Consider the following 22,029-nt stretch of genomic DNA (forward strand, 5'->3'; position numbering starts at 1 on the left):
TACCGCCCGCCCGACCCGTCATCCACGACTGGCCGGGCGGTGTCGTTCCGGGCCGACAGTTTCGCTTTCCCGGCGAGCCGGCAGGGCACACAACGCCTTGACAGGGAAGCCCGGTAGCCCTGAAATACGCCTCTCGCTGCAATGCAGCACCGACCCTGTCCCCGAGGACCTGATAATGCTCCCCCGTCCCTCGCCGCGCCGCTGGCGCCTGCTCGCCCCGCTCTGTCTGGCGCTACTGCTCGGCGGCTGCCTGGCGATCCCCCAGACCGGCCTGTTCGCCTTCCGCCTGGCGATCACCTCGCTGGGTGTCGAGAACGTGCGCATCGGTCCCTACTCGATCCAGGCCGGCCTCGATACCAGCGACATCACCTCGCTGATCGCCTCGAGCCTGGGCATGGGCAGCCTGCCGGTGCAGGCCACCCTGGCCATGGGCCTCGGCCTGCCCGCCGGCATGCCCGCGGTGGAGATGTCGGGCTTCCGCTGGACCCTGAACGTGCCCGGCGCCGAGGCGATCAGCGGCAACTACCAGGAGGAGGTCACCCTGACCTCAGGCGATGACGCCAACCTGCGGCTGCCGATCGCCTTCGACCTGCTGGGCACCGACCGCAATCGCCTGGCGCCGCTGGTGGAGCTGGCCAGCCAGATGGCCAGCCAGGGGGAGCTGCCCACCGGCAGCGAACTGGAGATCACGCCGGGGGATCTGCGTGGGCTGGGCATGACCCTGCCCGCCGGCCTGTGGACGCCGGCCCTGCGCTTTGCCGTGGGCGAGGACGGCGAGCTGACGCCCCAGCGCTGATCCGCCGGCGCCGCTTCAAGGGGCCGGCATCACACGCAACACCCGCCCCTCGGCGCTGTCAGTCAACAGGTAGAGGGCGCCATCCGGCCCGCTGCGGACGTCACGAATCCGCTCGTCGAGTTCCGTGAACAAGGCTTCCTGGCCCACGATCCCGCCATCCTCGCGGATCAGGCGGCGCACCTGGCGAGCGGCCAGCGCCGCGACGAACAGGTCGCCGCGCCACTCGGGAAATCGCTCCCCGTCATACACGGTCATGCCCGAAGGAGCGATGGATGGTGTCCAGTGCAGCAAGGGCGGCTCGAACCCCGGCAGCTCGGTGAAGGGCGTGACACGCGCCCCGGTATAGTCGACGCCATGCGTGACCAGAGGCCAGCCATAGTTGGCACCGGGAAGGATACGATTGAGTTCGTCACCGCCACGGGGGCCATGCTCGTGAATGAGCAGCTCACTTCGCGTCTCGTCGAAGACGACCCCCTGAATATTGCGATGGCCGATGCTGTAGAGCTCCGCTCGCGCTTCACTGGCAGCGACGAAGGGGTTGTCGCCGGGCACCGAGCCAGCAGGGGTCAAGCGGACCAGGCTGCCCAGGTGGTTGCCCGGATTCTGGGCCTGTTCACGGTAGTCGAAGCCATCGCCCAGCCCTAGTACCAGGGTATCGTCCGGCAGGAAGGTCAGGCGGCCGCCGTAGTGGGAGCGTCCCTGCCTGTCCGGCTCGGCGCGAAACAGCGTCTCTCGTGCGACCAACCGCCGGCCGTCGAAGCGAGCGCGATCCAGGCAGGTCGTGTTGGCGGCACGCGTGCCACAGGCATAGCTCAGGTACACCCACCCACTGTCGGGATGATCCGGCGCCAGCGCCACCTCGAACAACCCCGCCTGGCCACCGACGAAGACCTCGGGCACACCCGCAACGGGCGCCTCGCGCAGCGTGCCATCGGCGTCGATCAGGCGCAGCCGCCCGACGCGTTCGGTGACCAGCATGCCGCCCCCGGGCAGGAAGGCCAGCGACCAGGGATGGTCGAGCCCCTCGGCCAGGGTCTCGATCCGGTAGTCCACGGCGAGCGCCATGGTGCACGCCGACAGACCGACGGCGGTCAGCAGGACACGACCGAATCGACGCATGTTGCGCTCCTCTGCCGGGTCACCCGGAAGCCCCGTCCCAGTCGAGATACGCCAGGATGGCATAGCCCCAGCCGCCCAGGGCGGCGGTCGCCATCATCGCCAGGGTTCCCTCCAGGCTGCGAGTGGCCGCGATCAGGGTCGGCATGGGCGCCAGGGCATCGACGATCGACAGCATGATCCATAGCCCGAGCGCCGCCGCCAGCGCATGAATCGGCCATGCTCCGAAGCCCAGCCAGCGTGTCACCACGCTGGCCACCGGCATGGCCCCCAGCATCATGATGGCGACGAGGCTGCCGTACAGCGGTGTGAACCCCAGCAGATCGTGAGCCGTGGTCGCCAGGCGCGTGGAGAACGAGATATCGGCACCCAACGCCGACAGCGCCGCCAGGTTGAACTGGGTCTGCACGATCGACCCCAGCAGTGTGGCGTCGAGCACGGCCGCGACATAAGCCAGCAGCGGTCGCCATCGCCTCGTCACGATGACCTCTCATGAAGACTTCGATAGCAGCGCCACGCCTTCGAGCCGGCAAAATTGCCAGCAGTGCACAGGCTCATCGCATGGTCGCATGCTCTCACTGACTCTCCTGGCCCCGGGAACCATCTCTCAAGCGCTGCTGACCGACCCACTGGCAGGCGAACTGCCAGGCGACCCGGCCACTGCGTCCGCCGCGCAGGGTGGCGAAGCGAATCGCCTCGGCGCGGGCCTCGCGGTTCCAGTCGGCGGCCGTGCCGAGCTGGCCGACCCAGTGGCAGCAGGCCTCCAGGTAGACGTCCTGGTTGAAGGGGTGGAAGCCGAGCCACAGGCCGAAGCGGTCCGACAGCGAGATCTTCTCCTCCACGGCGTCGCCGTGATGCAGCTCGTCGCCCACCAGCCGCGAGCCCTCGTTGTCGCTCATCGACTCGGGCAGCAGGTGGCGACGATTGGAGGTGGCGTAGAGCAGCACATTGGGCGGCGGGCCGGTGAGGGCGCCGTCGAGCACGCTCTTGAGCGCCTTGTAGGCGTCGTCGTGGCCCTCGAAGGAGAGGTCGTCGCAGTAGACCACGAAGCGATGCGGCTGATCTCGCAGCTGGGTCACCAGCAGCGGCAGGCCGGCGAGGTCGTGGCGGTCGACCTGCACCAGGCGCAGGCCCTCCGGTGCCAGGGCATTGAGCAGGGCGCGAATCAGCGACGACTTGCCGCTGCCCCGCGAGCCCCACAGCAGGGCGTGGTTGGCCGGCAGCCCCTGGAGGAAGGCGCGGGTGTTGTCGACCAGCGCCAGCTTCTGGCGCTCGATGCCGAGCAGGTCGTCGAGCGCCAGGGCATCCCGCGGGGGAACCGGCAGCAGCCGCCCGCCCAGGGTATGGCGCTGCCACAGGGCGGCGATGTCGCGCTCCCAGTCGACCGCCTCGGGCGGCGGCGGCAGCCAGTGTTCGACGTGATCCAGCAGGTGCAGCAGGCGGCGCGACAGCTCCGCATCCATGGCGCTCTCCCTTCGACTCGTGATGTGGCAGGCCGGTGTTGACCTGGCAGGCGTTACGGGTATCTTGTGGCGAACCCTCATGTCCCGTCCAGGGTCATAGAAACCTGGACACAGGAGCTTGGTCACAGGAGACCTCCCATGCGCTGGATGCACTGCCTCGCCATCGGTACCCTCGGTATCGCCCTGACTGCCTGCACCACCTCGCCCACCGGGCGCTCGCAGCTGACGTTGATGTCCGACGACCAGCTCAATCAGATGGGCGCCCAGGCCTTCGAGCAGTATCAGCAAGAGCTGCCCACCGTCGGCGGTGCCCCGCTGCGCTACGTGCAGTGCGTGACCGATGCCGTGGTCCAGGCCCTACCGGCCGGCGAGCGTGACCAGAACTGGCAGGTCAAGGTCTTCGAGTCCGAGCAGGCCAACGCCTTCGCCCTGCCCGGCGGCTACGTGGGCATCAACACCGGCCTGCTCGAGATCGCCGAGAACCAGGACCAGCTCGCCTCGGTGATCGGCCACGAGATTGGCCACGTGATGGCCCGTCACGCCAATGAGCGCGCCTCCACACAAAGCGCCACCCAACTGGGTCTGTCGGTGATCTCCTCCGCCTCGGGCCTGCAGGGCCCCGGTGGCGAGCAGATGATGGCCGCGCTGGGTATGGGCGCCCAGTACGGTATCCTGCTGCCCTTCTCGCGTCGTCATGAGAGCGAGGCCGACACCATTGGGCTGAACCTGATGGCGGATGCCGGCTTCGATCCGCGGGCGAGCATTGCCCTGTGGGAGAACATGGGGGCCGCCGGTGGCGGCCGGCCGCCGGCCTGGATGTCGACCCACCCGAGCCACGGCCAGCGCATCGGCGGCCTGGAGGCCGGCATGGGCGAGGCCATGGCACGCTACGAGCAGGCCCGCCAGGCCGGTCGCACTCCCAACTGCCCGCGGCCCTGAATGGCCCAACGCCAGCACCTCACCCCCTGAACCGGAAAGCGAATGCTGAGACTCGGACTGTTGCTGTTGATCGTGCCCATCCTGGTGCTGATGGGCGTCTACTTCTGGGAGTTGGGTGACGTGCGCGAGTGCACCCTCTCCGGCGGCTACTGGGACTACCTCGAGGGGGGCTGCCGCGACACGCCGCAGCCCTTCGCCTCCTGGCTCGACCGCCATCCCTGGCTGGTCAACGGCGGCATGCTGCTCTCGGTGGCCGGCGTGGCGCTGTGCATGGTGGGGCTCTACACGAAACGGCGGTAATGGCCCCATCTTTCTCGACGATGGCGCATTTTTGTCGCATATGGCGGCGGCATGGCCTCTTTGGGGTCAGACCCTGACGGTGTCGAATCCGCTTGCCATGTGCACAACGATAGGCCTTCTGGTTTGGCTAGGGTCTGACCCCAAAGGGACCGCCGGCGCTGGAGATCAACCACATACCGCGTGGTAATTAGCCGAATGAAGTCCTACCCGCCAGTTACGCCTACAACGCCCGCCTGAGCGCCTCGAGCACCGGGTCGGTGTCGGGGCGCTGGTGGCGCCACAGGAAGAAGGATTCGGCGGCCTGCTCCACCAGCATGCCCAGGCCATCGGCGGTACGGGCGCCGCGCTCGCCGGCCCACTGCAGGAACACCGTGGGCTCGGCGCCGTACATCATGTCGTAGGCGGTGGCGCCGTCGGCAAACAGGTCGTCGGGCAGCGGCGGCAGGTCGCCGGCGAGGCTGGCGCTGGTGCCGTTGATCACCACGTCGAAAGGCCCCGAGATGGCATCGAAGCCGCCACCGCGGATCGCGCCCAGGTCGGCGAAGTCGGCCGCCAGGGCCTCGGCCTTCTCGGCGGTACGGTTGGCGACGACCAGGCTGGCCGGGGCCGCCGCGAGCAGCGGCTCGAGCACGCCGCGCACCGCCCCGCCGGCGCCCAGCACCAGGAGGCGCGCGCCGGCGAGCGTGACGCCGTGGCGCTCGAGGTCCCGCACCAGGCCGACGCCGTCGGTGGTGTCGCCATAGACCTTCAAATCGTTGCTCTGGCCGTTGCTGCCGAGGATCAGGGTGTTCACCGCCCCGGCCCGCCGGGCGCGCGGGCTCAGCACCTCGCACAGGCGAAACGCCTCCTCCTTGAACGGCACGGTGACGTTGGCGCCGCGACCACCCGCCGCGATGAAGGCACGCCAGGCGCCGGCGAAGTCGTCCAGCGGCGCCTCGATAGCGGTGTAGTCGATGGCCTCACCGGTCTGGTCGGCGAAGGCCGCATGGATGGCCGGTGACTTCGAGTGGCCAACGGGATGGCCGAAAACACAGTAGCGGTCGGTCACGAGATCTCCTTGGTGTCTCGGGAAGCGTCTAGTTGGCCCCTTCCCCCAGCCAGTCGCGGGGGCGCAGATAGTCGCGATAGAGCAGTGCCTCGGGGCTGTCGGGCTCGGGGTTCCAGCCGTATTCCCAGCGCGCCAGGGGCGGCATCGACATCAGGATCGACTCGGTGCGTCCGCCGCTCTGCAGGCCGAACAGGGTGCCGCGGTCCCACACCAGGTTGAACTCCACGTAGCGCCCGCGGCGGTAGAGCTGGAAGTCGCGCTCGCGCTCCCCCCAGGGCGTGTCGCGGCGGCGGCGCACGATGGGCAGGTAGGCCTCCAGGAAGGCGTCGCCCACGGCACGCTGGAAGGCGAAGCACTTCTCGAACCCCCAGTCGTTGAGGTCGTCGAAGAACAGGCCACCGACACCGCGGGTCTCGTCGCGATGCTTGAGCAGGAAGTAGTCGTCGCACCACGCCTTGAAGCGCGGGTAGACGTCGTCGCCGAAGGGCGCACAGGCGTCGCGGGCGACCCGATGCCAGTGCAGCACGTCGTCGTGCACCGGGTAGAAGGGCGTCAGGTCGAAGCCGCCGCCGAACCACCACACCGGCGCCTCGCCCGCCTGCTCGGCGATGAAGAAGCGCACGTTGCCGTGGCTGGTCGGCACATGGGGGTTCTCGGGGTGCAGCACCCAGGAGACGCCCACCGCATGGAAGCTGCGCCCGGCCAGCTCCGGCCGGGCCGCGGTGGCGGACGGCGGCAGCCGCTCGCCGAAGACATGGGAGAAGTTGACGCCGCCCTTCTCGAACAGCGCCCCATGTTCGAGCACCCGGGAGCGGCCACCGCCCCCCTCCTCTCGTACCCAGGCATCCTCGCGAAACCCCGGGCCGCCATCCTCCGCGGCCAGGCCGGCACAGAGACGATCCTGGAGGTCGAGCAGGTAGCGCTTGACGTCATCGAGGTAGGCGTGGGCCACGGGGCCTCCTGAAGGCAAGGATAGGACGGGGATCGGTGGCTCCCGGGTCAGGAGCGCAAGACTCGGCCGGTGATCAGGTCGCGGATGGTACTGGGGCGTTCGAGGCCACCGAGCTCCCCCTCGATCAGGGCATCCAGCTGGTCGCCGAAGATGGTACGCACCTCGTCGGCACTCATCGCCGGGGGCTCGCTGGCCTTGTTGGCCGAGGTCGAGACGATCGGCTTGCCGAAGGCCGTACAGAGCTCCACCACCAGGGGATGGTCGCTGACCCGCAGCGCCACCCGGTCGTGGCCGCCACGCAGCAGTGCACGGGAGCGACCGTTGTCGGGCACCAGCCAGGTATGGGGGCCGGGCCAGCTGGCCACCAGGGGCGCGTGGAGCTCGAGCGGCACACCCTCGAGCCAGGGCGCGAACTGCCCGATGCTCGCCGCCACCAGGATCATGCCCTTGGCCGGGTCGCGCTGCTTGAGGCGCAGCAGGCGGGCCAGCGCCTCGTCATTGTCGGGATCGCAGCCGAGCCCCCAGACCGCTTCGGTGGGATAGGCGATCACACCGCCGGCGCGCAGCGTGGCAACGGTGGTCTCGAGCGTACAGGCTTCGGTCATGGAACTCCTCGGATGGAAACGATCGACGTGGCGACGACGCCCCGATGCCGGGATCCTATGCTATCACGCTCCCGGTGGCGACGGCAGGCGCACCCAGCCCCCGACCGCCTGGGTGGCGCGCCCTTCCAGCTCGAGCTCGAGCAGTCGGCGCTGGCACTCGGCGATGCCCAGCCCCGAGAGTCCCACCAGGGCATCCACCGGGGTCGGGGATCCACTCAGCCAGCGCAGCAGGGGGTCGGCCGACGACGATGCCCCCTCGCCGGTCGATACCGGTGGCGGTGTCGCCGCGTCGGGATCGGGCAGCGCACGCCGCCACTGGGTGAGTTCGGCGAGGATATCGTCGATATCGCGGACCAGCACGGCGCCGTCGCGGATCAGCTGCAGGTTGCCCCGGGCCTGGGGGTTGTGGATCGATCCCGGCAGCGCGAAGACCTCGCGGCCCTGTTCGGTGGCCAGGCGGGCACTGACCAGCGACCCGCTCTTCTCGGCGGCCTCCACCACCAGCACGCCCAGCGAGAGCCCGGTGACGATGCGGTTACGACGCGGGAAGAAGCCGGGCCGCGCCCGGGTACCGGGAGGATGTTCGGAAAGCAGCAGGCCGCCGGGCTCCTGCAGGCGGCGATAGAGACGGTGATGGCGAGGCGGATAGACCAGGTCGACGCCGCAGCCGAGCACCGCCACGCTGCGCCCGCCGGCTTCCAGGGCGGCCTGCTGGGCGGCGCCGTCGACGCCCAGCGCCATGCCGCTGACCACGCACCAGCCACGACTGGCCAGCTCCCGGGCGAAGGCCGTGGCATTGCCGAGGCCCTCCCGGGTGGGGCGACGGGTACCGACCATGGCGAGTCGCGGCGGCGACAGCGCCGCGAGGTCCCCCAGCGCCCAGAGCACCGGCGGCGGATCGGCGATCTGGCCGAGCAGGTCGGGCCAGGCAGGATGACCGACATGCAGCAGGTGACGGGCGGGGTCGGCGGCGAGCCAGGCCTGATCGGCCTCGAGCAGCGTGGTGATGGGACTGCGGGCGGGGTGCTCGAGCCACAGCCGCAGGGCGGTGGCCGCCTCGCCGGGCAGCGTGGCCAGCCACCCCTGGGGCCAGGCCAGCGCGCGCTCGGCGATCGTCGCCAGCTGCCGGCTACCGACGCCCGGCAGGCGGGACAGCACCAGCCACTCCCTGGCCTGCATCTTCCGCATCCCTCAGCGCAGGGCGGTGCCCAGGGCGCGGCGCGGGTTGTGCACCCGGTCGCCCACGGCCAGGGTACGGGTGGCCTGCATCACCAGGCCGTAGCTCATCTTCTCGTAGGGCCGGAAGACCATCACCAGGCCGGCCTGCTCGCCGGGCAGGCGCAACGCCTCATTGGTACGCGGGTCGCTGACCAGTTCGCCCTGCTGCTCGACCATCAGCACATGGCCCGGCTCCAGGCCGTCGCGACGGCCGCGGTCCAGGGCCACCACCTGCAGGCGGCCGATGAAGCGCACGCCGCCCGGCACCGCCAGGATGCGGCCATCGACCTCGCCCTCGGGCGGCCGGGGATAGAACTGGGTGATCAGCTCGCGGCTCTCCAGCGGCAGCACGATGTCGTCATTGCGCACCTCCTGGCGGGACGTCGTGACCTCCAGCACCACGATATCGTCCTCGCTGCGCTCGCGCCGGGCCTGGCCCACGTGCTCGAGCTCGAGGCCCAGCAGCTCACCGGACGTCGCATCCTGATAGCGCTCGCCGACGCGGTAGAGGCCGACCCGGCCGTTGCCCTCCAGGTGGCCCCGGGCATAGAGGCGATCGCCGGCACCGCTGACCAGCCGGTGGTCGTCGGCGCCGACCACGTAGGCCAGCGCGTCGAGATCGTCCGGGTCGTCGATGACGCGGTGCTCGCGCAGGAAATGCTGGATCGCCTCGAGGGGGATCGGCTCGATCGCCTCGCGATGCGGCGTGGTGCGGACCTCCGGCGACAGCCGCACCTCGCCCTGGCCACGCTCCAGGCCGAGGCAAGGGCGACCGTTGCAGTCATAGAGGTAGACGACGTCACCAGGGTAGATCAGGTGCGGATTGCGAATCTGTGGATTGACCTGCCACACCTCGGGCCACTGCCAGGGATGGCGCAGGAAACGACCGGAGATACCCCAGAGGGTATCGCCCCGCACCACCGTATAGCGCTCCGGCGCATCCCGCTGCAGGCTCTCCTCCCAGCTCAGTCCTTGCGCCTGGGCGGCCCCCGTGCCCGCCACCAGCGCCGTGGCCAGGAGCACCATCACCTGCCCCAGGTGGCCCAGCCTGCGGCGCACTCCCCCCCTCGTCTGCCTCATCCCTGTCGCCCCCTGCGTTGCGCGCGTCACGCCTGACATCCTGGAACGATGTTGGCATGATATAGTCATAATTTATCGATGCGATGCGCGGCGAGCGGTTTCGCCACCGCTCGCCCGCTTCTAGAATAGTGTCATTCCCTGAATGACAGCATAACGGTGATTCCAACGCCATGGCCAAATTACCCATCCTCGAATTTCCCGACGAGCGCCTGCGCACGAAGGCGGCGCCGGTCGAGGCGGTCGACGACGAGGTGCGCCAACTGGTCGACGACATGCTCGAGACCATGTACGAGGCCCGCGGCATCGGGCTCGCCGCCACCCAGGTGGACGTCCATCGCCGGGTGATCGTCATGGATGTCAGCGACACCCAGGCCAGCCCGCTGGTGCTGATCAACCCGACCTATACGCCCATCGGCGACGAGCGTGACCTGATGCAGGAGGGATGCCTGTCGATCCCCGAGTACTATGCCGAGGTGCCCCGCGCCCTGAAGGTGCACCTGAAGGCACTGGATCGCGACGGCACCCCCTACGAGCTCGAGGCCGAGGGCCTGCTGGCCCACTGCATCCAGCACGAGCACGACCACCTCGAGGGCGTGCTGTTCGTCGACTACCTCTCGCCGCTCAAGCGCGACCGGGTGCTGAAGAAGATGCAGAAGCGCCACAAGCAGATGCAGCCTGCCTGATCCTCGGGCCCTGCGCCTTGCAGTGAATCGCCAGCGAAGGCCGACGCCAGGTGCGCCGGCCTTCGTCGTTTCGGGTCGGCTCCGTTATCATGGGAGGCATCGCCCACTGGCAAGGCCTCCAAGATCATGTCCCGATCCCTGCGCGTCATCTTCGCCGGCACGCCCGACTTCGCCGCCGAGAGCCTGGCGGCGCTGCTGGCCAGCCGCCACCAGATCATCGCCGTCTATACCCAGCCCGACCGACCGGCCGGACGCGGGCGCAGACTGACCCCGAGCCCGGTCAAGACCCTGGCGATCGAACACGGCCTGCCGGTGCATCAGCCCGAGACCCTCAAGACCCCGGACGTCCAGGCCGAACTCGCGGCCCTGGACGCCGACCTGATGGTGGTGGTGGCCTACGGCCTGATCCTGCCCCGGGCGATTCTCGACACGCCCCGGCAGGGCTGCCTCAACGTCCATGCCTCGCTGCTGCCGCGCTGGCGCGGTGCCGCGCCCATCCAGCGCGCCATCGAGGCCGGTGACAGCGAGAGCGGGGTGACCATCATGCAGATGGACGCGGGCCTGGACACCGGCGACATGCTGCTGGTCCGTCGCACGCCGATCACCGCCACCACCACCGGTGGCGAACTCCACGACACCCTGGCGGCGCTTGGCGGCGAGGCCATCGTGACGGCACTGGATGCCCTGGCCGACGGCGAGCTGACCGCCACGCCCCAACCGGAAGCCGGCGTCACCTACGCCGCCAAGCTCTCCAAGGCCGAGGCCGAGCTGGACTTCCGCCGTCCGGCCTCCGAACTGGCGGCCCGGATCCGCGCCTTCAATCCCTGGCCGGTGGCCTGGTGTGCCCTGGGTGACGAGCGCCTGCGACTGCTGATGGCCGAGATCGGCGTGCCGCAAGACGGTGAGACGCCGGCGACACCGGGCACCCTGCTCGTCCAGGATAGCGGGGCCCTGCGCATCGCCTGTGGCGAACGGGGAGAACAGGTACTGAGGGTGACACGCGCCCAGTTGCCCGGCGGCAAGCCGCTGGCGGTACACGAGCTGCTCAAGGCGCGAGCCGAGCGCTTCCCCCCCGGCCTGGTCCTGGGCCGTTTCAACGAGGAGACCCCGGCATGAGTGCCGATATCCGAGACAGCCGTCGCCGCGGCCTCCACAACGACGGGGGCCTCGCCTTGCGTGCCGCCGCCGCCCGCGCCCTGGTCCCGGTGATCACCGGCAAGGGCTCGCTGACCAACCTCGACGACCACCAGGTGGTGGCCCGTGACCGCGCGCTGTTCAAGGCCCTCTGCTACGGGGCCTGCCGCACCCTGCCACGGCTCGAGGCGCTGGCCGACAAGCTGCTGGTGAAGCCCTTCAAGGCCCGGGATGCCGACGTGCAGGCGCTGTTGCTGATCGGCATCCACCAGTTGCTCTACATGCGCATTCCGAGCCACGCCGCCGTGGGCGAGACCGCCGGCGCCGCCCGCCTGCTCGACAAGGAGTGGGCCACCCGGGTGATCAACGGCTGCCTGCGCCGGCTCACGCGGGAAGCCACGGCGCTGCAGGCCGAGGTCGATCACGACCCGGCGGTGGCGCTGCTGCACCCACGCTGGCTGCTCAAGGCCCTGCGCCAGGCCTGGCCCGACGACTGGCGCACCATCTGCGAGGCCAACAACACGCCGGGGCCCATGACGCTGCGGGTCAACCGTCGCCACGGTGACCGCGAGGCCTATCTCGACCGGCTCGTCAGCGCCGGCATCGACGCCAGGCTCTGCCCGCACGCCCCGGACGGGGTGACCCTCAAGACCCCCTGCGACGTCCTCGCCCTGCCAGGCTTCGAGGCGGGACACGTCAGCGTCCAGGACGAGGCCGCCCAGCTCTCCGCGGTGCTGCTCGGCCCGGTGCTGGCGCCGCGGCCCGGCGCCCGGGTACTGGATGCCTGCTGTGCGCCGGGCGGCAAGACATCCCATCTGCTGGAGCTGTTCGACATCGACCTCCACGCGGTGGACAGCGACGCCGTGCGCCTGGCCCGGGTCGAGGATGCCCTGACCCGGCTCGGCCTCGCCGCCACCCTGACCCACGGTGACGCCACGCAGCGGGACTGGTGGGACGGCACCCCCTACGACGCCATCCTGCTCGATGCCCCCTGCTCCGGCAGCGGCGTGATCCGTCGCCACCCGGACATCAAGCGGCTGCGTCGCCCCTCGGACATCCCCAAGCTGGCCGAGCTGCAGGCACGGCTGCTCGACAACCTCTGGCCCCTGCTGCGTCCCGGGGGCACCCTGCTCTACGCCACCTGCTCGGTGCTTCCCGAGGAGAACACCGAGCAGCTCCAGGCGTTCCTGGCACGTACCCCGGACGCCACCCCCACCACCCCTCACGATGTGGCCTGGGGCCGCCCCGCCGGTGCCGGCCGCCAGCTGCTGCCGGCAACCGACAGCCACGACGGCTTCTTCTATGCCAGACTGGTGAGGCGGGCGAGCTGAAGCCCGCCGCTACATGTACCGATCCAGGGGAACCACCATGAGCCACCATACCTACAAGCACGTCGAACTCACCGGAACCTCCCAACAGGGCCTCGAGGAGGCCATCAACAGCGCCATCGCCAAGGCCTCGGAGAGCCTTCACGGCATGCGCTGGTTCGAGGTCACCGAGACCCGCGGGCATATCGAGCACGGGCGCGTCGCCCACTGGCAGGTCACGCTCAAGATCGGCTTCACCCTCGACTGACCTTCCGGATTCCGGGTCGCCCCTGTTCCCTGCACGGCGCCTGGTTTATGCTGACGCCCCTGTTGCGGCGCACAAGATGCACCGCCGGGAACTGTTGCGGACACGACAACAATGAAGATCATCATTCTCGGCGCCGGCCAGGTCGGCGGCACCCTGGCCGAACACCTGGCCCGCGAGGAGAACGACATCACGGTGGTGGACACCGACGGCGAACGGCTGCGCGAGCTGCACACCCGGCTCGACATCCGCACCGTGGTCGGCCCCGGCTCCTACCCCATGGTGCTGCGCCAGGCCGGCTGCGAGGACGCCGACATGCTGATCGCGGTGACCAGCCAGGACGAGGTCAACATGATCGCCTGCCAGGTCGCCCACACCCTGTTCCGCACCCCCACCAAGATCGCCCGGGTGCGCGCCACCGCCTACCTGACCCGCAAGGGGCTGTTCGCCCACGAGGCGGTGCCCATCGACGTGCTGATCAGCCCCGAGCAGGTGGTCACCGACCATATCCGCCGGCTGATCGAGCACCCCGGTGCGCTGCAGGTGCTGGAGTTCGCCGGCGGCCTGGTGCAGTTGGTCGCGGTGAAGGCGGTCTACGGCGGCCCGCTGGTCGGCCAGGACCTCGGCTTCCTGCGCCGCCACATGCCCAGCGTCGACACCCGGGTGGCCGCCATCTACCGCCGCAACCGGCCGATCATCCCGCGCGGCGACACCGTGATCGAGGCCGACGACGAGGTGTTCTTCATCGCCGCCCGGCGCGACATCCGCGCGGTGATGAGCGAGCTGCGGCGCCTCGACCGCGACTTCCGCCGGGTGATGATCGCCGGCGGCGGCAATATCGGCGAACGCCTCGCCGAGCACCTCGAGCACAGCCACCAGGTCAAGATCATCGAGCACGGCCTCGAGCGCTGCACCCAGCTCTCCGAACGCCTCGACCGCACCGTGGTGCTGCACGGCAGCGCCACCAGCAAGCGGCTGCTCGAGGAGGAGAACATCGAGGACTGCGACATCTTCTGCGCGCTGACCAACGACGACGAGGTCAACATCATGTCGTCGATGCTGGCCAAGCGCATGGGCGCCAAGAAGGTGCTGACGCTGATCAACAACGCCGCCTACGTCGACCTGGTGCAGGGCGGCGAGATCGACATCGCCATCTCGCCGCAGCAGGCGACCATCGGCAGCCTGCTGACCCACGTGCGGCGCGGCGACATCGTCAACGTCCACTCGCTGCGGCGCGGGGCGGCCGAGGCGATCGAGGCGATCGCCCACGGCGACACCCAGTCGTCGAAGGTGGTGGGCCGCGCCATCGGCGACATCGACCTGCCGCGGGGCACCACCATCGGCGCCATCGTGCGCGGCAAGGAGGTGCTGATCGCCCACGACGACGTGGTGGTGGAGTCCGGCGACCACGTGATCCTGTTCGTGATCGACAAGCGCCGCCTGCGCGACGTGGAGCGGCTGTTCCAGGTCGGCCTGACCTTCTTCTGATGGAGCCACGGCACTTCCCGATGGAGTCACCCCGCTTTCCGAGAGAGCCCCACCCTCTGGTGCCCGCCAGGCCCCGTGACGCAAGGAGAGTCGCCCGATGAGCCTGCGCATGATCCTGCGCATCCTCGGCCTGCTGCTGATGCTGTTCAGCCTGACCATGATGCCGCCGATCCTGATCTCGCTGCTGTTCCGGGACGGCCTGTGGCAGGCCTTCGCCATCGCCATCGCCATCACGGTGCTGACCGGGGCGGTGATGTACCTGCCCAACCGTGGCGCGCGCAAGGAACTGCGCACCCGCGACGGCTTCCTGATCGCCGCGCTGTTCTGGAGCGTGCTGGGACTGTTCGGCTCGCTGCCGCTGATGCTCGCCGATGCCTCGGCGCTGTCGGTCACCGATGCGGTGTTCGAGTCCTTCTCGGGGCTCACCACCACCGGTGCCACGGTGATCACCGGCATCGACTTCCTGCCCGAGTCGATGCGCTTTTATCGGCAGCAGCTGCAGTGGCTGGGCGGCATGGGGATCGTGGTACTGGCCGTCGCCATCCTGCCGACCCTCGGGGTCGGCGGCATGGCGCTCTACCGCACCGAGATCCCCGGCCCGCTGAAGGACTCCAAGCTCACCCCGCGCATCACCGAGACCGCCAAGGCGCTGTGGTACATCTACGCCTCCCTGACCCTCACCTGCTTTCTCGCCTACCTGGCCGCCGGCATGGACTGGTTCGACGCCCTGGGCCACAGCTTCTCCACCGTCGCCATCGGCGGCTTCTCGACCTACGACGCCAGCATCGGCCACTTCGACAGCGCCACCATCGAGCTGATCTGCGTGGGCTTCATGATCGTCTCGGCGATGAGCTTCAGCCTGCACTTCATGGCCTGGCGCGAGAAGCGTCTGACCCACTACCTGCAGGATCCCGAGGCACGCTTCCTGCTGCTGTTCCTGGCCGGGTTGACCGTGGTCACCGTGATCACGCTGTGGCTGACCGCCACCTACGATACCCAGCGCGGCCTGCGCCACGGCCTGTTCCAGGTGGTCTCGGTGGCGACCACCGCCGGCTTCGGGGTGGCCGACTTCTCGGCCTGGCCCGGCGCCCTGCCCTTCCTGCTGTTCGTCGCCGCCTTCGTCGGCGGCTGCTCCGGCTCCACCGGGGGCGGCATGAAGGTGATTCGTATCATCCTGATCCTCAAGCAGGGCATGCGCGAGGTGATGCGCCTGATCCACCCGAGTGCGGTGATCGCGGTGAAGGTGGGCAAGGTGAGCGTGCCCGACGGCATCGCCCAGGCGGTATGGGGCTTCTTCTCGGTCTACGTGATGCTGTTCTTCCTGATGCTGGTGGGGGTGATGGCCACCGGCGTCGACCAGGTCACCGCCTGGTCGACGGTGGCCTCGGCGCTGAACAACCTGGGCCCGGCCCTGGGCGAGGCCTCATCGAATTACGGCGATCTGCCGGTGCTCGCCAAGTGGATCCTGGTCATGGCCATGCTGCTCGGCCGCCTGGAGATCTTCACCGTGCTGGTGCTGTTTACCCCGGCCTTCTGGAGAAAATGACCCAGGTGTCCCGGGGGTTTGGCTTGGCAGGTTCCTTCATGGATAATCAGCTTCTCACTCCGTCACACCGAGCGTCCATGACCGACTCCCAGGACTCCGTGATCGCCCCCCGCAGGGATGACGCCATCAGCGGCCCGCGCCGGGTCGTCGAGGTGGGCGAGACCCGCTATACGCTGCTGGGCACCGCCCATGTCTCCGCCGAGAGCGCCGCGGACGTGCGCGAGCTGGTGAGCTCCGGCGAGTTCGATGCCGTGGCCATCGAACTGTGCGGCTCACGCCACCAGAGCCTCGACAACCCGGATGCCCTGGCCGGCCAGGACCTGTTCGAGATCTTCCGTCAGGGCAAGGCCGGCATGGTGGCCGCCAGCCTGGCACTCGGCGCCTTCCAGCAACGGGTCGCCGAACAGTCGGGGATCGAGCCGGGGGCCGAGATGCGCGCCGCCCTGGAGGAGACCCGACGCGCCGACCTGCCGCTGCTGCTGATCGATCGCGACGTCGGCGTCACCCTCAAGCGCATCTACCACAACGTCCCCTGGTGGCAGCGCTTCGGGTTGTTCTCGGGGCTGCTCGGCAGCGTGATGTCGCGCCAGGAGGTCTCGGCCGAGGAGATCGAGCGGCTCAAGGAGGGCGACGTGCTGGAGTCCACCTTCAGCGAGTTCGCCGCCGAGTCCGAGTCCCTCTACCTCCCGCTGATCACCGAGCGGGATCGCTACATGGTGCTGCGCCTGGCGGAGGACGCCCCGCCGGGTCGCTACCGCAACGTGCTGGTGGTGATCGGCGCCGGCCACATGAAGGGCATGGCCGAGCAGCTGGAAGCGCCGCTGCCCGCCGAGGCCTCACGGGAGCGAGAGCAACTCGAGGCGACGCCGCCCCCCTCGCGGGTGTGGCGGGCCCTGCCCTGGCTGATCACCGTCCTGGTGCTGACCGGTTTCGCCATCGGCTTCTCGCGCAACACCGGCCTGGGCTGGCAACTGGTCGGCGAGTGGTTCCTGATCAATGGCGTGCTCTCGGGGCTCGCCACCCTGGTGGCCCTGGCCCATCCGGTCACGGTGGCCGCCACGGTGGTCGCGGCTCCCCTCACCTCGCTCAACCCCACCATCGGCGCCGGCTTCGTAGCCGCCGGGGTGGAGCTGTGGATGCGCAAGCCCAAGGTGCGCGACTTCTCGACCCTGCGCCATGACGTCACCGAGCTCAAGGGCTGGTGGCGCAACCGGGTCTCGCGCACCCTGCTGGTCTTCCTGACCGCCACCATCGGCTCCGCCGCCGGCACCTGGATCGCCGGCTTCCGCATCGCCGGGGCGCTGTTCGGCAGCCCTGCCTGATCAGCGCCGGCACTCCACTAACCGCTTCATCGCCGCCGTCGGCGCCTCGAGTTTCTCGAAGCGCCGGCTGGCGGCGTAGCTGTCGTTGAAGGCGTCGAAGTAGTCGTCGAGGGTGTCGGCGGCGGCGGTATCGCCGCTCTGGCGCAGCAGCTCGGCGGCGACCTCGGCGGTACAGAGGTGCGCTGCCGAGGCCGGCTTGCGCAGCCGATAGCGGGTCAGGCGCTCGGTGGCCAGGGGCAGCACCGGCAGGTCGTCGAGGTAGGGGCTCTTGCGGAAGATCCGCCGGGCCTGGCGCCAGGTGCCGTCGAGGATGATGAAGACCGGGATCCGCCCCTCCCGCTTGGCACCGGCCACGGCGTCCACTCCCACCACCCGGTCGGCATAGTCCGGCTGATCGTCGGGGAAGATCACGAAGGGGGAAAAGCGCGGGTCGTCGAGCAGTGCCAGCAGCCGCTCGTCCGGCACGGTGCGATACCAGGTGAACACCTCGGTATCGGGCAGCACGTCGCGGATCAACCGCCCGGTATTGGTCGGCTTGTGATGTTCCAGCGGGTGGGTCAGCAGCCACACCCGGGCCGCGCTCTCGGCGGTGACCCGGTAGGGGCAGAGACAGTTGAGCTCGGGCAGGTGACAGCCCGGGCAGCGCGCGACGAAGCTGCCGCGTGCCTTGAACTCGCGCCGCGGCGGGCGGGAATGACCGGTGGCGGGGTCATGGTCGATGACGGCGTCGTGGCGGGTATCGTCCAGCATGGCTCGGGGATCGTGGCGAGAGGGGCGGACATTCTATCACCCTCCCCCGGGCATCAGACCAGCAGCGTCTCCGGTATCCACAACCGCCCTTCACGCGTCCAGTGCCGCGCCAGCGCCGGCACGCCCTCGCCGGCGAGCCGGCTGAGCCTGGTCACCCCGGGGGCCGCCAGGACCTCGGCCTCGGGGTCGACCAGCACGCAGGGGGCGTCGAAAGAGGTATGGTCGAGCAGCGAGGCGGCCGGCATCACCGCCAGTGAGGTGCCCACCACCAGCAGCAGGTCCGCCTCGGCGACGATCTCGCAGGCCTCCGGAAAATGCGGCACCGCCTCGCCGAACCACACCACGTCCGGACGCAGCTGGCTGCCCTTGTCGCACAGGTCGCCCAGGGCGATGCCGCCACGGGGCAGCGGGTAGCGCATGCGTGGGTCGATGCTGGAACGCGCCTTGAGGATCTCGCCGTGCAGGTGCAGCACGTGGCGCGAGCCGGCCCGCTCGTGGAGGTCGTCGATGTTCTGGGTGATGATGCTGACCCGGAAGCCCTGCTGCTCCAGCGCCGCCAGGGCCTTGTGGGCGGCGTTGGGCCGGGCCCGGCGCACCTGGTCGCGGCGCTGGTCGTAGAAGCGCAGCACGCGCTGCGGGTCGCGCCGCCAGGCCTCGGGGGTGGCGACCTCCGCGATGGGGTGATCGGCCCAGAGACCGTCGCCGGCACGGAAGGTCTGGATGCCGCTCTCGGCGCTGATGCCGGCACCGGTGAGTACCACCAGATGGGGGCGGTCGTGCTCGCGTGTGGACTTGCTGGCCATCATTCGCTCATGGTTGCCGCTCAGTAGACCAGGCCATTGCCGTCGCTGCCGGCGAAACGCTGCTTGTTGCGGTACGGATAGACGTCGATCACCCGCCCGTCGCGAATGGCCTGCTGCAGCCCTTTCCAGTAATCGGCGTCGAACAGCTCCGGGTGCAGCTCATAGAAGAGCTTGCGCAACCGGATATCGGCGAACAGGAAGGGGCCGAACTCCTCGGGGAAAATATCATTGGGTCCCACCGAGTACCAGGGCTCGCTGGAGAGCTCCTGCTCCGGATACATCGGCTCGGGGATGTGGCGGAAGTTGCACTCGGTGAGGTAGCAGATCTCGTCGTAGTCGTAGAAGATCACCCGGCCGTGACGGGTCACGCCGAAGTTCTTCAGCAGCATGTCGCCGGGAAAGATGTTGGCCGCCGCCATCTGCTTGATGGCGTTGCCGTAGTCCTTGAGCACCGCGTGGGTCTCGGCTTCGTCGCACTGCTCCAGGTAGAGATTGAGCGGCGTCATCATGCGCTCTGTGTAGCAGTGCTTGATGATCACCTTGTCGTCCTTGAGGTAGACGGTCGAGGGCGCGACGTCCAGCAGATGGTCCAGGCACTCGGGGGCGAAATGGTCGGCCCGGACGATGAAGTTGGAGAACTCCTGGGTGTCGGCCATGCGCCCCACCCGGTCGTGGCGCTTGACCAGGTGGTACTTGTCGCGCACGTTGTCGCGACTCATCTCCTTGGAGGGGTCGAAGCGGTCCTTGATGATCTTGAACACCGTGCGATAGGACGGCAGCACGAACACCGCCATCACCATGCCGCGCACCCCGGGGGCGATGATGAACCGATCCGCGCGCCTGGCCACCTGGCGGTTCAGGCCACGGAAGAACTCGGTCTTGCCGTGCTTGTAGAAGCCGATGGCCGAGTAGAGTTCGCCCTCGGGCTTGTCGGGCATCAGCTCCTGCAGGAAGTCGACGAATTCGCCGGGCACCTGCACCTCGACCTGGAAGTAGGCGCGGGTGAAGGAGAAGATGATCGATATCTCTTCGGGCTCGATGATCACCGTATCCAGGTGCAGGCCCTCGCTGGCCGCCTGGCGCTCGCCATGCAGGATCGGCAGGACCAGCGGCACCTGTTCTCCGCCGCCGCGGATGCGCCCCACCAGGTAGGCCCCCTTGTTGCGGTAGAAGACGCTCTTGAGCAGCTCGACCTCGGCGTCGACGGCGTCGAGGATCGCCGCCGGCAGGTGGTGGGAGAGGAAGTCCGCTCCCAGGCGGACATCGCGCTCGAGATTCTCGAAGGGGATCTCGATCGGCGCCTCGGCCAGGGCCCAGCGCAGCGCCCTGGTCCAGTCCCCCTCCACGGATCGGCGGCGCGTCAGGGTGAGACCGGAGTGGCGGGCGGCGGCCTCGCGGGAACTGTAGACGAACATCCAGTCATTGCGGATGTGCCGGTGGTGGAAGATCGAGCAGAACAGCGAATTGAAATAGGTCTCGGCCAGCTCGTAGTCGAGCCGCTGGCTGATCAGCTCGGCGTAGTGGCCTCGCGCCTCGCGCCAGCAGTCACAGTGGGTCAGCACCTCCTCCTCGAAGGTCCGCTGCAGGCGCACCAGGGTCTCCTCGACCTTCTCGTCATAGAGGTTGATGCGATCCGCCGAGGCCTGCTGGGCCTCGCGCCAGGCGGCATCGCGGAAGCGCCGGCTGGCATCCGCGGTGATCTCCTTGAAGCGCGAACGGTACTCGTCGAAGCCGTACAGGATCGTGGCGGCGAGGCGGTAGGCGGGCGAGAGCTTCATGGCGGACTCCGGGCAGCATGAAGTGACCAGCATCGCGGATTCCGGCGACTTTGGCGAGCCGACCATGGTGGGGCGGGCTGTAGTGCCGTGACACACCGGCCGCACGCTCCCGCCATCTCGACCGGGCCCATCGCCGTTGCTCGGCTCTCGGCGCCGGAGCCCCCTGATACCGGCAGCTCGACTGCGGTAGAATCGGTGCCCTGCCGAACCGAGACGGATCCGACGAGAGTTGCCATGGCGACGTCACACCCCGACGACTACCGTGATGCCCAGCGCGTCACTTTACTGGCTGCCTGGCTGGATGGCCTGCTGGGCCTGGCCAAGGTGATCGTCGGTGCCCTGGTGGGCTCGGCGGCCCTGGTCGCCGACGGCATTCACTCCTTTTCCGACCTGGTCACCGACGGCCTGGTGCTGGCCGCCACCCACTACGGCCGCCAGGGACCGGACGAGGACCACCACTACGGCCACGGTCGCATCGAGACCCTCGCCACCCTCTTGCTCGGCAGCGTGCTGATCTTCGTCGCCGGCGGCATCGCCTGGTCGAGCCTGCACCGCCTGTTCTCGGCGACGATGATCTCCCCGCCGGGCATCTGGGCCATGCTGCTGGCCCTGGCGGCGCTGCTCGCCAAGGAGGCGCTCTTCCATGTCACCATGCGGGTCGCCAAGCGGGTGAAGTCCCGCCTGCTGGAAGCCAACGCCTGGCACTCCCGCTCCGACGTGCTCTCCACCGCCGTGGTGCTGGTGGCGCTGGTCGCGGCCCAGTTCGGCACCGGCTGGCTGGATGCGGTCGCCGCGGTGATCGTCAGCCTGCTGGTCGGCAAGGTCGGCTGGGACCTGCTCTGGGAATCCGGGCGCGAACTGGTCGATACCGCCCTGCCCATGGAGGAACAGGCCAGGATGCACCGGGTGGCGCTGGACGTCCCGGGGGTGCTGGGGGTCCACGATCTGCGCACCCGCCAGTCGGCGGGGCGCGCCATGCTCGACCTGCACGTGGTGGTGGGCCCGCGGATCAGCGTCTCGGAGGGCCACGAGATCGGCAACGAGGTGAGCCGCCGGCTGCGCCGCGCCTACCCCGCCCTCACCGACCTGACCTTCCATATCGACCCGGAAGACGATGCCGGCGAAGGGGATCCCAGTCGCTTCCCCGGCCTGCCGCTGCGCCCCGAAGTGGAAGCGGCCCTCGCCGCCCGCTGGTCGTCCCTGGCCGCCTGGCCCTGGCTACACGACCTGGAACTGCACTACCTGGACGGCGCGGTGACGGTGGTGGCCTGCCTCGACGAGCAGGCGCACCTGGAGAGCCAGGCCGTGGCGGCCGAGCTGGAGGCCAGCGCCCGCGACCTGCCCTGGCTCTCCCATGTGGAGGTACGGCGGCTGGCCGGCAACGACCCGCCCGCAGTGATCCGCACCGCCGGTAGCCCCCGGTAGCCGAGGGCGAG

The 22,029-nt window shown here is 69.2% G+C and carries 22 protein-coding genes; 11 read left to right on the plus strand and 11 right to left on the minus strand.

Going from position 1 to position 22,029, the window contains the following annotated elements; all coding sequences use genetic code 11:
• The first annotated feature begins 175 nt into the window (after positions 1-175).
• On the plus strand, positions 176-796 hold the full coding sequence (locus QLQ85_RS08050) for a hypothetical protein (protein ID WP_282738514.1): 621 nt from the start codon (positions 176-178) through the stop codon (positions 794-796).
• A gap of 15 nt (positions 797-811) precedes the next feature.
• On the opposite strand, the gene QLQ85_RS08055 is transcribed toward QLQ85_RS08050, so the two are convergent.
• The 3 genes from QLQ85_RS08055 to QLQ85_RS08065 form a co-directional block, all read right to left on the minus strand.
• On the minus strand, positions 812-1,915 hold the full coding sequence (locus QLQ85_RS08055; RefSeq protein ID WP_282738515.1) for a PQQ-dependent sugar dehydrogenase: 1,104 nt from the start codon (positions 1,913-1,915) through the stop codon (positions 812-814).
• A gap of 19 nt (positions 1,916-1,934) precedes the next feature.
• On the minus strand, positions 1,935-2,393 hold the full coding sequence (locus tag QLQ85_RS08060) for a hypothetical protein (RefSeq protein ID WP_282738516.1): 459 nt from the start codon (positions 2,391-2,393) through the stop codon (positions 1,935-1,937).
• A 94-nt stretch (positions 2,394-2,487) separates the two neighbouring features.
• A complete protein-coding gene (locus QLQ85_RS08065) occupies positions 2,488-3,375 on the minus strand; it encodes an ATP-binding protein (RefSeq protein ID WP_282738517.1) in 888 nt (295 codons plus the stop codon).
• 138 nt (positions 3,376-3,513) lie between these two features.
• On the opposite strand from QLQ85_RS08065, the gene QLQ85_RS08070 reads away from it, so the two are divergent.
• Both QLQ85_RS08070 and QLQ85_RS08075 read left to right on the plus strand, forming a co-directional pair.
• A complete protein-coding gene (locus tag QLQ85_RS08070; protein ID WP_282738518.1) occupies positions 3,514-4,314 on the plus strand; it encodes a M48 family metallopeptidase in 801 nt (266 codons plus the stop codon).
• 42 nt (positions 4,315-4,356) lie between these two features.
• Positions 4,357-4,614, plus strand: coding sequence for a hypothetical protein (locus QLQ85_RS08075; protein ID WP_282738519.1), 258 nt, complete (start codon positions 4,357-4,359; stop codon positions 4,612-4,614).
• A gap of 220 nt (positions 4,615-4,834) precedes the next feature.
• Here the strand turns inward: QLQ85_RS08075 and aroE are convergent, their stop codons facing one another.
• The 5 genes from aroE to QLQ85_RS08100 form a co-directional block, all read right to left on the minus strand.
• Complete coding sequence (aroE, locus tag QLQ85_RS08080) at positions 4,835-5,662, minus strand: shikimate dehydrogenase (protein WP_282738520.1); 828 nt, start codon at positions 5,660-5,662, stop codon at positions 4,835-4,837.
• A gap of 28 nt (positions 5,663-5,690) precedes the next feature.
• A complete protein-coding gene (gene hemF, locus QLQ85_RS08085; protein ID WP_282738521.1) occupies positions 5,691-6,614 on the minus strand; it encodes an oxygen-dependent coproporphyrinogen oxidase in 924 nt (307 codons plus the stop codon).
• Positions 6,615-6,661: 47 nt separating this feature from the next.
• Positions 6,662-7,219 (minus strand): L-threonylcarbamoyladenylate synthase, encoded by a 558-nt coding sequence (locus tag QLQ85_RS08090; RefSeq protein WP_282738522.1) that lies wholly within the window; start codon positions 7,217-7,219, stop codon positions 6,662-6,664.
• A 63-nt stretch (positions 7,220-7,282) separates the two neighbouring features.
• Entirely contained in the window at positions 7,283-8,398 is a 1,116-nt protein-coding gene (gene dprA, locus QLQ85_RS08095; RefSeq protein WP_282738523.1) for a DNA-processing protein DprA, read from the minus strand.
• Positions 8,399-8,410: 12 nt separating this feature from the next.
• Positions 8,411-9,463: a LysM peptidoglycan-binding domain-containing protein gene (locus tag QLQ85_RS08100; RefSeq protein WP_407650371.1), complete on the minus strand. Its 1,053-nt coding sequence runs from the start codon at positions 9,461-9,463 to the stop codon at positions 8,411-8,413.
• Between the two features lie 224 nt (positions 9,464-9,687).
• On the opposite strand from QLQ85_RS08100, the gene def reads away from it, so the two are divergent.
• The 7 genes from def (at position 9,688) to QLQ85_RS08135 (ending at position 17,262) form a co-directional block, all read left to right on the plus strand.
• Positions 9,688-10,200 (plus strand): peptide deformylase, encoded by a 513-nt coding sequence (gene def, locus QLQ85_RS08105; RefSeq protein WP_282722778.1) that lies wholly within the window; start codon positions 9,688-9,690, stop codon positions 10,198-10,200.
• Positions 10,201-10,326: 126 nt separating this feature from the next.
• Complete coding sequence (fmt, locus tag QLQ85_RS08110) at positions 10,327-11,316, plus strand: methionyl-tRNA formyltransferase (protein WP_282738525.1); 990 nt, start codon at positions 10,327-10,329, stop codon at positions 11,314-11,316.
• Positions 11,313-12,665 carry a 16S rRNA (cytosine(967)-C(5))-methyltransferase RsmB gene (gene rsmB, locus QLQ85_RS08115; RefSeq protein ID WP_282738526.1) on the plus strand — a complete coding sequence of 451 codons (1,353 nt, stop codon included), beginning with the start codon at positions 11,313-11,315 and terminating at the stop codon, positions 12,663-12,665. Before fmt ends, rsmB begins: the two co-directional genes overlap by 4 nt.
• Positions 12,666-12,702: 37 nt before the next feature.
• On the plus strand, positions 12,703-12,909 hold the full coding sequence (locus QLQ85_RS08120) for a dodecin (RefSeq protein WP_282738527.1): 207 nt from the start codon (positions 12,703-12,705) through the stop codon (positions 12,907-12,909).
• A 111-nt stretch (positions 12,910-13,020) separates the two neighbouring features.
• Positions 13,021-14,394, plus strand: coding sequence for a Trk system potassium transporter TrkA (trkA, locus tag QLQ85_RS08125; RefSeq protein ID WP_282738528.1), 1,374 nt, complete (start codon positions 13,021-13,023; stop codon positions 14,392-14,394).
• Between the two features lie 97 nt (positions 14,395-14,491).
• Positions 14,492-15,940, plus strand: a complete 1,449-nt coding sequence (locus tag QLQ85_RS08130; protein ID WP_282738529.1) for a TrkH family potassium uptake protein — start codon at positions 14,492-14,494, stop codon at positions 15,938-15,940.
• A gap of 77 nt (positions 15,941-16,017) precedes the next feature.
• Entirely contained in the window at positions 16,018-17,262 is a 1,245-nt protein-coding gene (locus tag QLQ85_RS08135; protein ID WP_282738530.1) for a TraB/GumN family protein, read from the plus strand.
• Here QLQ85_RS08135 and QLQ85_RS08140 read toward each other — a convergent pair whose 3' ends face one another.
• The 3 genes from QLQ85_RS08140 to aceK are packed head-to-tail and all read right to left on the minus strand — an operon-like array spanning position 17,263 to position 20,593.
• The gene (locus tag QLQ85_RS08140) at positions 17,263-18,012 is read right to left on the minus strand and encodes a tRNA-uridine aminocarboxypropyltransferase (RefSeq protein ID WP_282738531.1); all 750 of its coding nucleotides are present in this window, start codon (positions 18,010-18,012) and stop codon (positions 17,263-17,265) included. It lies immediately after the preceding gene.
• A gap of 53 nt (positions 18,013-18,065) precedes the next feature.
• Complete coding sequence (locus QLQ85_RS08145) at positions 18,066-18,815, minus strand: SIR2 family NAD-dependent protein deacylase (protein WP_282738532.1); 750 nt, start codon at positions 18,813-18,815, stop codon at positions 18,066-18,068.
• Between the two features lie 20 nt (positions 18,816-18,835).
• Positions 18,836-20,593 (minus strand): bifunctional isocitrate dehydrogenase kinase/phosphatase, encoded by a 1,758-nt coding sequence (gene aceK, locus QLQ85_RS08150; RefSeq protein WP_282738533.1) that lies wholly within the window; start codon positions 20,591-20,593, stop codon positions 18,836-18,838.
• Between the two features lie 234 nt (positions 20,594-20,827).
• Between aceK and QLQ85_RS08155 the strand changes: the two genes are divergently transcribed.
• Positions 20,828-22,018, plus strand: coding sequence for a cation diffusion facilitator family transporter (locus tag QLQ85_RS08155; protein WP_282738534.1), 1,191 nt, complete (start codon positions 20,828-20,830; stop codon positions 22,016-22,018).
• Positions 22,019-22,029: the final 11 nt, after the last annotated feature.

The sequence above is a fragment of the Halomonas kalidii genome (assembly GCF_030010475.1).
Classification (GTDB): Bacteria; Pseudomonadota; Gammaproteobacteria; order Pseudomonadales; family Halomonadaceae; genus Halomonas; species Halomonas heilongjiangensis.

What these genes read in the sequence shown, in the direction of transcription:
- QLQ85_RS08050 (WP_282738514.1), top strand. Translation starts at nt 176, where the DNA reads ATGCTCCCCCGTCCCTCGCCGCGCCGCTGGCGCCTGCTCGCCCCGCTC.
- QLQ85_RS08055 (WP_282738515.1), bottom strand. Translation starts at nt 1,915, where the DNA reads ATGCGTCGATTCGGTCGTGTCCTGCTGACCGCCGTCGGTCTGTCGGCG.
- QLQ85_RS08065 (WP_282738517.1), bottom strand. Translation starts at nt 3,375, where the DNA reads ATGGATGCGGAGCTGTCGCGCCGCCTGCTGCACCTGCTGGATCACGTC.
- QLQ85_RS08070 (WP_282738518.1), top strand. Translation starts at nt 3,514, where the DNA reads ATGCGCTGGATGCACTGCCTCGCCATCGGTACCCTCGGTATCGCCCTG.
- QLQ85_RS08075 (WP_282738519.1), top strand. Translation starts at nt 4,357, where the DNA reads ATGCTGAGACTCGGACTGTTGCTGTTGATCGTGCCCATCCTGGTGCTG.
- QLQ85_RS08090 (WP_282738522.1), bottom strand. Translation starts at nt 7,219, where the DNA reads ATGACCGAAGCCTGTACGCTCGAGACCACCGTTGCCACGCTGCGCGCC.
- dprA (WP_282738523.1), bottom strand. Translation starts at nt 8,398, where the DNA reads ATGCAGGCCAGGGAGTGGCTGGTGCTGTCCCGCCTGCCGGGCGTCGGT.
- QLQ85_RS08100 (WP_407650371.1), bottom strand. Translation starts at nt 9,463, where the DNA reads ATGGTGCTCCTGGCCACGGCGCTGGTGGCGGGCACGGGGGCCGCCCAG.
- def (WP_282722778.1), top strand. Translation starts at nt 9,688, where the DNA reads ATGGCCAAATTACCCATCCTCGAATTTCCCGACGAGCGCCTGCGCACG.
- fmt (WP_282738525.1), top strand. Translation starts at nt 10,327, where the DNA reads ATGTCCCGATCCCTGCGCGTCATCTTCGCCGGCACGCCCGACTTCGCC.
- rsmB (WP_282738526.1), top strand. Translation starts at nt 11,313, where the DNA reads ATGAGTGCCGATATCCGAGACAGCCGTCGCCGCGGCCTCCACAACGAC.
- QLQ85_RS08120 (WP_282738527.1), top strand. Translation starts at nt 12,703, where the DNA reads ATGAGCCACCATACCTACAAGCACGTCGAACTCACCGGAACCTCCCAA.
- trkA (WP_282738528.1), top strand. Translation starts at nt 13,021, where the DNA reads ATGAAGATCATCATTCTCGGCGCCGGCCAGGTCGGCGGCACCCTGGCC.
- QLQ85_RS08130 (WP_282738529.1), top strand. Translation starts at nt 14,492, where the DNA reads ATGAGCCTGCGCATGATCCTGCGCATCCTCGGCCTGCTGCTGATGCTG.
- QLQ85_RS08135 (WP_282738530.1), top strand. Translation starts at nt 16,018, where the DNA reads ATGACCGACTCCCAGGACTCCGTGATCGCCCCCCGCAGGGATGACGCC.
- QLQ85_RS08140 (WP_282738531.1), bottom strand. Translation starts at nt 18,012, where the DNA reads ATGCTGGACGATACCCGCCACGACGCCGTCATCGACCATGACCCCGCC.
- QLQ85_RS08145 (WP_282738532.1), bottom strand. Translation starts at nt 18,815, where the DNA reads ATGGCCAGCAAGTCCACACGCGAGCACGACCGCCCCCATCTGGTGGTA.
- aceK (WP_282738533.1), bottom strand. Translation starts at nt 20,593, where the DNA reads ATGAAGCTCTCGCCCGCCTACCGCCTCGCCGCCACGATCCTGTACGGC.
- QLQ85_RS08155 (WP_282738534.1), top strand. Translation starts at nt 20,828, where the DNA reads ATGGCGACGTCACACCCCGACGACTACCGTGATGCCCAGCGCGTCACT.